The sequence below is a fragment of the Arthrobacter sp. SO3 genome (assembly GCF_020532825.1).
GTDB lineage: Bacteria > Actinomycetota > Actinomycetes > Actinomycetales > Micrococcaceae > Arthrobacter.
The window spans coordinates 1-11816 of the sequence record NZ_MQTS01000178.1 but is presented as its reverse complement, the minus strand read 5'-3'; the positions used below and the strand labels follow the sequence as shown (position 1 = coordinate 11816).

The 11816-nt window shown below is 68.7% G+C and carries 11 protein-coding genes; 7 read left to right on the top strand and 4 right to left on the bottom strand.

From position 1 onward, the window contains the following. The first annotated feature begins 76 nt into the window (after window positions 1-76). The 6 genes from BJQ90_RS16440 (at window position 77) to BJQ90_RS16415 (ending at window position 7504) form a co-directional block, all read left to right on the top strand. Window positions 77-490: an alkaline shock response membrane anchor protein AmaP gene (locus tag BJQ90_RS16440; protein WP_226761290.1), complete on the top strand. Its 414-nt coding sequence runs from the start codon at window positions 77-79 to the stop codon at window positions 488-490. Between the two features lie 35 nt (window positions 491-525). Then, the gene (tatA, locus tag BJQ90_RS16435) at window positions 526-795 is read left to right on the top strand and encodes a Sec-independent protein translocase subunit TatA (RefSeq protein ID WP_226761289.1); all 270 of its coding nucleotides are present in this window, start codon (window positions 526-528) and stop codon (window positions 793-795) included. Between the two features lie 48 nt (window positions 796-843). Beyond that, a complete protein-coding gene (gene tatC / locus BJQ90_RS16430; RefSeq protein ID WP_226761319.1) occupies window positions 844-1638 on the top strand; it encodes a twin-arginine translocase subunit TatC in 795 nt (264 codons plus the stop codon). Window positions 1639-1662: 24 nt separating this feature from the next. Then, window positions 1663-4557, top strand: a complete 2895-nt coding sequence (locus tag BJQ90_RS16425; protein ID WP_226761288.1) for a DEAD/DEAH box helicase — start codon at window positions 1663-1665, stop codon at window positions 4555-4557. A gap of 92 nt (window positions 4558-4649) precedes the next feature. Next, window positions 4650-6308 (top strand): amidohydrolase, encoded by a 1659-nt coding sequence (locus BJQ90_RS16420; RefSeq protein ID WP_226761287.1) that lies wholly within the window; start codon window positions 4650-4652, stop codon window positions 6306-6308. A gap of 452 nt (window positions 6309-6760) precedes the next feature. Beyond that, window positions 6761-7504 (top strand): polyprenol monophosphomannose synthase, encoded by a 744-nt coding sequence (locus BJQ90_RS16415; RefSeq protein WP_226761286.1) that lies wholly within the window; start codon window positions 6761-6763, stop codon window positions 7502-7504. Between the two features lie 126 nt (window positions 7505-7630). Here the strand turns inward: BJQ90_RS16415 and BJQ90_RS16410 are convergent, their stop codons facing one another. From BJQ90_RS16410 to BJQ90_RS16395, 4 genes are all read right to left on the bottom strand, one after another. Then, window positions 7631-7978, bottom strand: coding sequence for an RNA polymerase-binding protein RbpA (locus BJQ90_RS16410; RefSeq protein ID WP_226761285.1), 348 nt, complete (start codon window positions 7976-7978; stop codon window positions 7631-7633). 297 nt (window positions 7979-8275) lie between these two features. Beyond that, window positions 8276-9331, bottom strand: a complete 1056-nt coding sequence (locus tag BJQ90_RS16405; RefSeq protein ID WP_226761284.1) for an SPFH domain-containing protein — start codon at window positions 9329-9331, stop codon at window positions 8276-8278. A gap of 96 nt (window positions 9332-9427) precedes the next feature. After that, window positions 9428-9889 carry an NfeD family protein gene (locus BJQ90_RS16400; RefSeq protein ID WP_226761283.1) on the bottom strand — a complete coding sequence of 154 codons (462 nt, stop codon included), beginning with the start codon at window positions 9887-9889 and terminating at the stop codon, window positions 9428-9430. Window positions 9890-10031: 142 nt separating this feature from the next. Beyond that, window positions 10032-10910, bottom strand: coding sequence for a methyltransferase domain-containing protein (locus tag BJQ90_RS16395; RefSeq protein ID WP_226761282.1), 879 nt, complete (start codon window positions 10908-10910; stop codon window positions 10032-10034). A gap of 111 nt (window positions 10911-11021) precedes the next feature. Here BJQ90_RS16395 and BJQ90_RS16390 point away from each other — a divergent pair. Beyond that, window positions 11022-11816 (top strand): TolB family protein (locus BJQ90_RS16390; RefSeq protein WP_413463705.1); only part of this gene is annotated, 795 nt, incomplete at its 3' end.

The following is an 11816-nucleotide window of genomic DNA, read 5'->3' as shown; positions in this document are numbered from 1 at the left end:
CCGCTTCCCGCCAGTGGCTGGCCGCCGCCCGGGCCCAATATGAAGACTAGCCAGCGCGGCGGCTAGACTACTCAGCATGCCTTGGTGGTCCTGGATCGTAATCTGGATAGCGCTCGTTGCGCTGTCGCTGTTGTTCTTCGTTGTGCTCGGCGTCCGGTTGTTCCGGAAGTTCATGGCAACACTCAAGGACCTCGGGGACGCGGGTGAGCGGTTCTCCGCCTTCCCGTCCGCACCCCAGGGCTCTGCCCAGGCGGCCGGGAACGCGGGCGCCGCGGCCGGGGCACAGGGCGCACAGGGCGCGCCGGGCGCGCCGGGCGCGCCGGGACCGTTGCCGGAACCCGGATCCGCGGTTTTTGCTTCACCCGCGCAGATGGGGCATGACTACCGCGCCGCCAAGTCTGCCCGTCAGGAAGTCCGCCGCAAGCGGCGCGTCCAGCGCAAACTGGACCGCGGCCAGCCCCAGCGGCTGCACGACATCGAATTCAGTTAGACATAGGATGTATTCAAACGAAAGGACCTCCTGTCATGAGGCTTGAAGGCTGGCATCTCATCATCATCATCGTTCTGGCACTGGTGCTTTTCGCTGCACCGAAGCTGCCCGGCATGGCCCGAAGCCTGGGCCAGTCGATGCGCATCTTCAAGTCGGAAGTCCGGGAGATGAAAAAAGACGGCTCCACGGACGCCGCCGACGGCTCCGAGCCGGTCGAGGGCCGGGTCGTGAACCACCCGAAGTCCAACGGCGCGGAAACCCGCGCCGGAGACGGAACCGACGTTCCGCCGCCGAACCGCGCCTAGCACCGCGTGGCAGTAACCATGAGCCGCCGGTCGAACCCCGAGGGGAGGATGGCGCTCCTCGATCACCTGAAGGAATTGCGGAACCGCCTCTTCAAGTCCGCGATCGCCGTGCTCCTGGGCACTGTCGTCGGATTCCTCGTCTACCAGCCCATGCTTGCGGCGCTGATCAAACCCATCAGCGACCTCAACACGCATGAAGGCCGGCAGGCGACGCTGAACTTTGACGGCGTGGCGAGTTCTTTTGACCTGATGATCCAGGTGTCCGTCTTCCTGGGCCTGATCGTCGCCAGCCCGGTCTGGCTCTACCAGCTGTGGGCGTTCATCGTCCCGGGCCTGCATAAAAAGGAACGCCGGATGGCGCTGTCCTTCGTCGCTGCCGCCGTTCCGCTGTTTGTGGGCGGCGTCCTGCTGGCGTGGCTGGTGCTTCCGAACGCGGTCCGGGTGCTGACCGATTTCACCCCCGCCGGCGGCTCTAACTTCATCAGCGCCCAGGTGTATCTCTCCTTCGTGCTGCGGCTGCTGCTGGCCTTCGGCATCGCCTTCCTGCTGCCGGTGGTCCTCGTCGGGCTGAACCTGGCCGGGATCATCAAAGGCAAGCAGCTCCTCAAGAGCTGGCGCATCACCGTGTTCCTGGTCTGCCTCTTCGCCGCCATGGCGGCGCCCGGCGCGGACGCGATGAGCATGTTCTACCTCGCCGGCCCCATGCTCATCCTCTTCTTCGCCGCCATCGGCCTGTGCCTGCTCAATGACCGCCGCCGCGAACGGCGCGCCGTCAAAAGGGCCGCCGAGACTGAAGCGACCGCCGACCAGGCGACTCCCAGCTCCGAGCTGGAGAATCTCTAGCCCTTGGCGCATTAGGCTGGAAGCATGTCCTCACTACCCGGGCCGGAATCGCCGTCTGACCGCTACCGAGCCAGCGCCGAGCGGGCCGCAGAAGCCAAAACCCATCTCGGCGGCTTCATCCGTTCGCTCGCCTTCGAACTCGACGACTTCCAGCGCGAGGCGTGCCTGTCCCTGCAGGCCGGCCGTGGCGTTCTGGTGGCCGCCCCCACCGGTGCCGGCAAGACGATCGTGGGGGAGTTCGCCATCTACCTGGCGCTGCAGCGTGGGCTCAAGGCCTTCTACACGACCCCGATCAAGGCCCTGAGCAACCAGAAGTACTCGGAGCTGGCCGACAAGTACGGTCCCGACCGGGTGGGCCTCCTGACCGGCGACACGTCCATCAACGGCGACGCCCCCGTCGTCGTGATGACGACCGAGGTGCTCCGCAACATGCTCTATGCGGACTCCAGCACCCTCGGCGACCTCGGCTACGTCGTGATGGACGAGGTCCACTACCTCGCGGACCGGTTCCGGGGCGCCGTCTGGGAAGAGGTCATCATCCACCTGCCCAGCGAAGTCCAGGTGGCCTCACTCAGCGCGACGGTGTCCAACGCCGAAGAATTCGGCGCCTGGCTGGACACAGTGCGCGGCCAGACCGACGTGATCGTCTCCGAGCACCGGCCGGTGCCGCTCTGGCAGCACGTGATGGTGGGCCGGAAGATCGTGGACCTCTTCGCCGGCGACACCAGCTTTGATGAGATCGCCCCGGCCGGCGAAGCTGCCGCGTCCGCCGTCGCCGCCACCGCGGAAACCGCGGACCTGAGTGACCGCCCGGGCTTCGAGGTCAACCCCGAGCTGCTCTCCATGGCCCGCGCCGAGAGCCAGATGAACTTCCGGGGCCGCTTCGGCCACGGCGGCCGGAACCAGCGGCGCCAGCACTCCCAGCGCGACGACTCCCCCCAGGGCGGCCCGCGCAGCCCGGTCCGGAAGGCCAGCCGCCCCCAGGTCATTGCCAGCCTCGACCGGCAGGACCTGCTGCCGGCCATCACCTTCATTTTCTCCCGCGCAGGCTGCGACGCCGCCGTCGCACAGTGCGTCGCCGCCGGGTTGTGGCTGACCACCGAGCAGGAGCAGCTCATCATTGCGCGGCGCGTCGATGAGGCGGCGCAGGACATCCCCTCCGACGACCTGGACATCCTGGGCTTCTGGAGCTGGCGTGACGGGCTGCTGCGCGGCCTGGCAGCCCACCATGCCGGGATGCTGCCCACCTTCAAGGAAGTCGTGGAAAAGCTTTTCGTCGACGGGCTGGTCAAAGCCGTGTTCGCGACCGAAACCCTGGCCCTCGGCGTCAACATGCCGGCCCGCTCCGTTGTGCTGGAGAAGCTCGATAAGTTCAACGGCGAGGCACACGTCAACATCACCGCGGGGGAGTACACCCAGCTGACCGGCCGCGCCGGCCGCCGCGGGATCGATGTCGAGGGCCACGCCGTGGTCCTGTGGCAGCCCGGCACGGATCCCGCCTCCGTTGCCGGCCTCGCCTCGCGCCGCACGTACCCGCTGAACTCCAGCTTCCGGCCCACGTACAACATGTCCATCAACCTGCTCGCACAGTTCGGCCGGCCCCGGGCCCGGGAGATCCTTGAGTCCTCCTTCGCCCAGTTCCAGGCCGACCGCTCCGTGGTCGGGCTCGCGAAACAGGTGCGCGGCCGCGAGGAATCCCTGGCGGGCTTCAGCAAGGCGATGACGTGCCACCTCGGCGACTTCACCGACTACTCCCGGATCCGCCGGGCGCTTTCCGACGCGGAGAAGGACGCCTCCCAGACCAGCTCACGGGCCAGGAAATCCGTGACCGAGGACTCCCTGAGCCGGCTGCTCCCCGGGGACGTGGTGGATGTACCCACCGGCCGTGCGCCCGGCCTCGCCGTCGTCCTCAGCTCCGACCACCACTCCCGCGAGCCGCGGCCCGCCGTGATGACCCTGGACAACCAGCTGCGGCGGATCGGCACCCAGGACGTGGAAGGGCCGCTGGCCCCGATCACCAGGGTCCGCATCCCGAAATCCTTCAACGCCAAGGTGCCCAAGTCACGGCGCGATCTGGCGTCCTCGGTCCGCAACGCCCTGCGCGAGAACCGGCCCCCGGCGCCGCCGAACCGGAACGAGGACTTTGGCCGCGCCGCAGCCCAGCCGGACCTCGAAAAGAAGATCACCGAACTGCGCCGCCAGCTCCGCGCCCACCCGTGCCATGGCTGCAGTGAACGCGAGGACCACGCGCGCTGGTCCGAGCGCTACTGGAAGCTCCGCCAGGAGACCGACGGGCTGGTCCGCCAGATCCAGGGCCGCACCAACACCATCGCCAAGACCTTCGACCGGGTGTGCGGCGTCCTGTCCAGCTATGGCTACCTGGAAACCTCCGACGCCGGGGTGCTCACCATCAGCCCCGACGGGCAGCGGCTGCGCCGGATCTACGGCGAAAAGGACCTGCTGATTTCCCAGTCCCTGCGGCTGGGGGCCTTCAGTGACCTTGACGCCGCCGAGGTCGCCGCCCTGGCCAGCGTGCTTGTCTACCAGGCCAAACGTGAGGACCGCGGGCTCCGGCCCAAGATGCCGAGCGTGTCCCTCGAGTCCGCCGTCGACATCGTGGTGCAGGAATGGTCGGCACTGGAGGACGTCGAGGAAGCCAACAAGCTCCCGCTCACCGGCGAACCCGAGCTCGGCCTGGTCTGGCCGATCTTCAAGTGGGCCAAGGGCCGGCACCTGCAGGACGTCCTCAGCGGCACGGACCTTGCCGCGGGCGACTTCGTCCGCTGGGTGAAACAGGTCATCGACCTGCTGGACCAGCTGGCGAAAATACCGTCCCTGGACCCGCGGGTGGCGCGGCTGTGCGGCGATGCCATCAAACTCATCAAGCGCGGCGTCGTCGCGTATTCCTCCGTGGCCTGACCGCCGCGGCCCGGCCCTCCCGCCGGATCATGCCACCGTCGTTGAAACCGTCCGGCCCGCGCCGGACACCAGCCCCAAGGAGTCACCGCCCCATGACCGATTCACCAGCCACCCCCGCGCCGCACAAGGTGACGCTGTACCGGAACGGTTCCGTCTACACCGCCGCCGACCCCTTCGCGACGGCGATGCTGGTCGACGGCGACACCGTCGCCTGGGTTGGCTCCGAACAGGCGGCGACCTCGATTGCCGATGCCTCAATGGAGGTCATCGATTTGCACGGCGCACTCCTGGCTCCCGGCTTCGTCGATTCCCACGTCCATCTCACCGAGACCGGCATCGCCCTGGACTCCCTGCAGCTGGGCGGGGTGCGCTCCGCCCGGGAAATGCTCGACGCCGTCGCCGGCTTCAGCGCCTCCGCTTCCAGCGCGGACGGCACCGTGCTGGGCCACGGCTGGGACGAGACCCAGTGGCCGGACTCCACCCTGCCGTCCCGGGAAGAACTGGACCGCGCCTCCGGCGGGCGCAAGGTGTACCTCTCCCGGGTCGACGTGCACTCCGCCCTGGTGTCCTCCTCGCTGGCGGGCACCGCCGGCCTCGACGGGATCGAGGGCGCCGGTGCGGGCGGCCAGGTCAAAGGTGCCGGGCACACCGCCGCCCGGCTGGCTGCGCGCCGGCTGCCCGCCGCCGCGATCCGCGGCTACCAGCAGCGGGCCCTGGCCGAAGCGGCCGCCAACGGCTGCGTGGCCCTGGCTGAAATGGCGGCGCCGCACATCGGCAGCACCGAGGACCTCCAGCTCGCCGCGGCCTGGAACGCCGGGCCGGACGCTGCCCCGGAGATCCTGCCGTATTGGGGCCAGCTGGCCGACTCGGCGGAACATGCCCAGTCAATCCTGGACAGCCTGGGCGTGTCCGTGCTTGGCCTCGCGGGGGACCTGAACATCGACGGCTCGATCGGTTCGCGGACCGCGGCACTGCGGGCGGACTACAGCGACGCCCCGGGCGAACGCGGCAGCCTGTACCTTTCGGTCGCGGAAGCGGCGGCACACCTGGCAGCGTGCTCGCTGCTGGGCATCCAGGCGGGCTTCCATGTGATCGGCGACGCCGGCCTCGACGCGGCGCTGGACGCCCTGGACCAGGCGGCTGCGGAGGTCGGGGAGCAGAAAATCCGCGCCGCGGGCCACCGCTTCGAACACGTGGAGCTCGCCGACGCGGAGGCGATCAGCCGGCTGGCCAAATACTCCGTTTCCGTCAGTGCGCAGCCCGGCTTCGACGCTGCCTGGGGCGGTGAGGGCAGTCTCTACCAGCAGCGGCTGGGCTCCCGGCGCGCCGGCATGAACCCCTTTGCCTCCTTCTACGCCGCCGGCGTCCCGATCTGCTTTGGCAGTGACAGCCCGGTGACGCCGCTGCGTCCCTGGGCCAGCGTCCGGGCCTGCCTGCAGCACAACAACCCGGCGGAACAGATCTCGGCCCGTGCGGCGTTCCTCGGACACACGCGGGCGGGCTGGCGGGCCGCCCGGTACCGGAACCCGATGGCGGGCCAGCTGGTACCCGGCGCCCCCGCGAGCTTCGCCGTGTGGCAGGTCGAGGAACTCATGGTCCAGGTGGCCGACGGCCGGGTCCAGTCCTGGAGTACGGACCCCCGGGCCCGGACGCCGCTGCTGCCGGCGCTGGACACCGGCGCCGAGCCGGGCTGCCTGCAGACGGTCAGGGACGGCCGGGAGCTGTACTCCAGCGGCGCGCTCCGGGCCTGACGCCCTGCACCGGCCGCCGGGCCCGCCCCGAAACTTGTCCCGCCACAACACGGCTCTGACCTGCGACGACGGATGAAACGGCAGGTCACGGAGCGGTTGACAGATCAGGGCCGGCCCGTAGCATTGAGGGTCAACGGAGGGTTGCGGAGACCGCAGCCTCCGGACGTCCCCCGGTCAGCTCCAGGTTGCCGCCAGCGCGGCAGCTTCCCTGGTCGTGGCCATGGGTACTCCCAGGGGGCGGGTCCACTTCGCAGTAGAAAACGGTTCCGGCGGCCTATTTCACGGGCTGCCGCAACTGGCCCGCAGCGGGTGGACCTGCCCGGGAGGACCCGGACGGGCCGGGGATGGGCCGGGACGCCCCGGCGACTCCCTATAATGGAGAGTTGCGCCTGGTGTCAGCTAACCACAGTCTGCCCGGCGTTTGACCGCTCCCTTCAAGGAAAGGCCTCGCTGTGCGTGTCCTCACGATCATCCCGACCTACAACGAGCTGGAATCGTTGCCCAAGACCCTCGAGCGCCTGCGCACGGCTGTGCCGGGCTCCGACGTCCTGGTTGTCGACGACAACAGCCCCGATGGCACCGGGAAGCTGGCGGACCGCTTCGCCGCAGAGGACAGCCAGGTCCACGTGATGCACCGTGCGGGCAAGGCCGGCCTCGGGGCTGCGTACATCGCCGGCTTCAAGTGGGGGCTCGACGCCGGTTACGACGTCCTCGTGGAGATGGACGCCGACGGCTCGCACCAGCCCGAGCAGCTTCCCCAGCTCCTCGAGGCCGTGGAACAGGGCGCCGACCTCGCCATGGGCTCCCGCTGGGTCCCCGGCGGCAGCGTCGTGAACTGGCCGCTGTACCGGCAGGCGATCTCCCGGGTGGGGAGCACCTACGCGCGGCTTATGCTGGGCTTGAAGATCAAGGACGTCACTGGAGGCTTCCGCGCGTTCCGCCGGGGCACCCTGGAGAAACTGAACCTGGACACCGTCGATTCGGTCGGTTACGGCTTCCAGGTGGACCTGGCCTGGCGGGTGGCCAAGCTCGGTTTGACGATCGTGGAGCGCCCCATCACCTTCGTCGAGCGGGAACTGGGCGACTCGAAGATGAGCGGAAACATCGTGGTCGAAGCCATGATCAATGTCACCCGGTGGGGCCTGACCGCCCGCTGGAACACACTCGCCGGGAAGCTCCCCGGCAAGAAAGCCTAGCCCGTGCCGGCATAATGCGCCAACCCTTAAACCAAAACAACGCGGGGTCACTTCCGGCCCATCCGAGGCATCAGGATGGGCTGGAAGTGACCCCGCGTTGTTTGAAGTGGCGGGTGCGCGGGTTTGCTAGGCCGAGCGCCGTTCGCCGCGGCGTTCGCGCAGGATCGTCAGGCGGTCCGCGAGGATCTGCTCGAGTTCAGGCAGTGAGCGACGTTCCAGGAGCATGTCCCAGTGCGTGCGGACTGCCTTCTCGTTGAGGTTCACGGGGCGTTCGCCGTCGACGAGCAAAGCTTCCTTGCCGGTCTTCGACACCCATACCGGGGGGATCTCCGCTTCGGAGGAGAAAGTCACGAATACCTGCTCGCCGTCCGCGCAACGGTATTCAACCCGCTGCCGCGGAGCCGGTTCGACGCCGGATTCAGTCTCCATGCTCTGTGCGCCGAGGCGCATACCCCGCAGGCTGCGATCGCTCATCTTTTCTCCCTCTGTTCGGTTCGCAGGGTCATGCCCTGCGTTTGCCGGGGGCCGTGAGGCCGCGCCGGACTGTTGTTTGCGTTGCGCCGTCCCGCTGGACCATACCCGACAAATAGTCACTGTATTAAACGCTTCGCGAAGCCTAATTGTTCCGCCCGACTGAACGAGCCGGACAAATATTCAAGTATACGGGACCAGGGCACCCCCGGTAAAGCCTGCAGGCTTCGCGCCGGCGGTTCCGCGCACCGGAAAGGGGAGGCACCCGCGGCGCGGCTGCCTCCCCTCCAACTCGGCAGCTTAGGCCTCCGGCTGCCCCGGAAAGCCAGCCTGACCGGCGTCGGCCGCCGCCGCAGAACCTGTGGCAGCGGCGGTGGCGGGACTTGCCGCGGGAGCGGTGGCGGGTGTTGCCGGACGGGCGGGAGCGGGTTCCGCCGCGGCGTCGGATCCGGGGCCGAACAGCCCGTCGTTGAACTGGCCGTCCTTGCTGCCGCCGAGTGCGTTGCCGATGCCCTTGAGGGCTTCGCCGACTTCACTGGGGATGATCCAGAGCTTGTTGGCGGATCCTTCGGCGATCTTCGGCAGGGTCTGCAGGTACTGGTAGGCCAGGAGCTTCTGGTCCGGGTTGCCCTTGTGGATCGCGTCGAACACCTTCTGGATGGCCTGCGCCTCGCCGTCGGCCCGGAGGATCGCCGCCTTCGCGTCACCCTCGGCCTTCAGGATCGAGGACTGCCGCTGTCCTTCAGCGGTCAGGATGGCGGACTGCTTGGTGCCTTCCGCGGTCAGGATGGCGGCACGGCGGTCGCGCTCTGCCCGCATCTGCTTCTCCATCGAGTCCTGGATGGAGTGGGGCGGATCAATCGCCTTGAGCTCCACCCGGGAGACCCGGATGCCCCAGCGGCCGGTCGCTTCGTCCAGTACGCCGCGCAGCTGCCCGTTGATCTGGTCACGGGAGGTCAGGGCCTCCTCGAGGTTCAGTCCGCCGACGACGTTGCGGAGCGTTGTGGTGGTGAGCTGTTCAACCGCCTGGATGTAGTTGGCGATCTCGTACGTGGCCGCCCGCGCATCGGTGACCTGGAAGTAGACGACCGTGTCAATCGAGACCACGAGGTTGTCCTCGGTGATCACCGGCTGCGGCGGGAAGGAAACCACCTGTTCGCGCAGGTCAAGCAGCGGCAGCAGCCGGTCCACGAACGGGATCAGGATCGTGAGGCCGGGGTTCAGCGTCCGCTGGTATTTGCCCAGCCGTTCGACCACGCCGGCACGGGCCTGCGGGACAATCCGCACCGACCGGACCAGCACGATTATTACGAACGCAACGAGAACCAGCAGCACGATTGCGACTGCGATATCCATACATCACCTATTCCCCAGATTGGTCTTGCTGTGGTGCGCGGCGGTGTCCCGCCGCGTGCCCGGCACCGGTGGCGGCCGCCGGAATTCTTGCGGATGCTACTGGATGGCGGTTTCCGGCTGCGGGGAAACGACGGCGGTGGCGCCGTCGATCGCGCTGACGATCGCCCGTTGGCCCGGTGCCAGGACGCCGGTCTCGGAACGGGCGCTCCAGACGTCTCCGCCGATCTTGACCAGGCCGCCGCTCGCGCTGACCGGCTCCATCACGAGGGCGGATTCGCCGATCAGCCGTTCAACGTTGCTCCGCCGGTCCGCCGGGCCCTTGTGGAGATGCTTGAGCGCAACCGGCCGGACGAAGCCGATCATCAGGAGGGAAACCACGCAGAAGGCCACAATCTGCAGGCCCAGGTTCGCGCCGGCGAAGGCTGCCACCAGGCCGGCCAGGGCGCCGCCGCCGAGCATAATGAAGAACAGGTCGAGGGTGAGCATCTCCACCACAGCGAACACCAGGAAGACCGTGAGCCACAGGGCCCACCAGTTTTCGGGCAGCCATTCAAACATCGTTTCCCCCTTCGCACCGGGGGCTGCGGGCGCAGACCCTCAGTAACTGTGATTCCATCCTAAGCCGAAGGGCACGGCCTGCCGAGGCCCGCGGAGGGCTGCCGGCGAAAGTGGCCAAGTCGTTACCTGGCGTGCCGCGGGACTAGCGGCGCGGCTCGAAAACACTGATCCGGAAGCGGGCCGACACAGAGGTCAGCGGCGGCAGCGCGGCAGCGAGGGACGCCAGCGCTCCGCGGTCCAGGTGATGTCCGGCCGGCCCCATGAGGGCCAGCCTGGCGACGTCGTCCGGTGCCAGCAGGAGCGGCAGGTCCAGGTTGTCGGCGGACAGCGCCGAAAAATGTCCCTCGAGCGACGCCGCGAGCCGCTCGTCCTTCGCCGGGTCGATCCCGAGCATCCCGGCGCGCCCCGCGATTTCACCGAGATGGCCCGGCCGGGGGGTCACCACGATGAGCCGGCCGCCGGGACGAAGCACCCGGGCGAACTCGCCCGCGTTGCGCGGCGCGAAAACCACGGTGACGACGTCGGCGGCGCCGTCAGCGACCGGCAGCGGCTGCCAGACGTCGCAGACGAGGTTCACGGCCTCCGGGTTCAACCTGGCGGCGCGGCGGAGCGCGAACTTTGAAATGTCCAGGCCGACGGCCGACGTGGGCGTCCGGTCCACAGCCATCCGGTCCAGCAGGGCGCGGAGGTAGTGGCCGGTGCCGGTACCGGCGTCCAGCACCGTCCCGGGATTCTGGGCCGTACCGCCGGAGAGCACCGGGGCGGCCAGTTCCGCCACGGCGCCGGCGAGTGGACGGTAGTGGCCGGCGGAGAGGAAATCGAAGCGGGCCGCGACCATGTCGGCGGTGTCCGCTTCAAACACGGTGCCTTTGCCCACGAGGAAATTGAAGTACCCCTGTTTCGCCGCGTCGAAGCTGTGGCCGGCCGGGCACAGCAGGGTGCGGGCGGTGCCGTCGCTGAATCCGAGGCGGTTCCGGCAGACAAGGCACAGCAGCGGGGCGGCGGCGGAGACGGGGGGCATAGTGTCCATCCTAGGGGCGCACCCGGCACGGCACGGGCGCGCTGCCACGGCGTCCGGCGCGCCGGGGTGAGCTGTTTCACAGCCGGGGGAACTGGGACTAGGCTCGCACAGGTGAAATCAGAACATCTCCCGCTGATCAATTCCGTTTCCGCTCCCGCCGTGCATCCGGACGGCTCGCGTGCCGTGGTGTCCGTGCTCCGGCCCGACTTCAACGCCGATGCCTACGTCGGCCAGCTGTGGACCGTCCCGCTGGACCCGGACCAGCCTCCACGCCGCCTGACCCGCGGATTCCGCGACACGGCGCCGGATTTCTCCCCGGACGGACAGGTCATGGCGTTCCTGCGCGCCGCTGCCGGCGGCAAACCCCAACTCCACATCGTGGAGGCCGGCGGCGGGGAGCCGCAGCCCGTCACGGACGCACCGCTGGGGGTATCGGCGTTCGCATGGTCGCCGGACTCGCGGCGCGTCGTCTACAGTGCCCGGACTCCGGAGGACGGCCGCTATGGAAGTACCGCGGGGGTCTCCGCCGGATCCGAGGATGCGCGGCTGATCACCGACTACCAGTACCGGATGAACGGCGTCGGCTATACCGCGGACAAGCCGGTGCAGCTTTTCCTCCTCGAGCTTCCCGCACTTGGAGCCGAACCCAAGGTGGCGCCGGCCGGCCGCGCTTTGAAGGAGCGCACCGCGGCTGTTTCCGGCAGCAACCCGCCCGGCCTGTTGCCCGTGGCGCGGCAGCTGACTTCCGCTGCCACTGACCACAACGGCGCCAGTTTCAGCACCGACGGGAGCAGCATTTACTTCACCGCAGCCCTGCACGAGGGCAGCGACGCCGATCTCGCCAGCGGCGTCTACCGCATCACGGTCGGGGACGCCAGGGTGGGGGAGGGCACGGTGGAGGAAGAC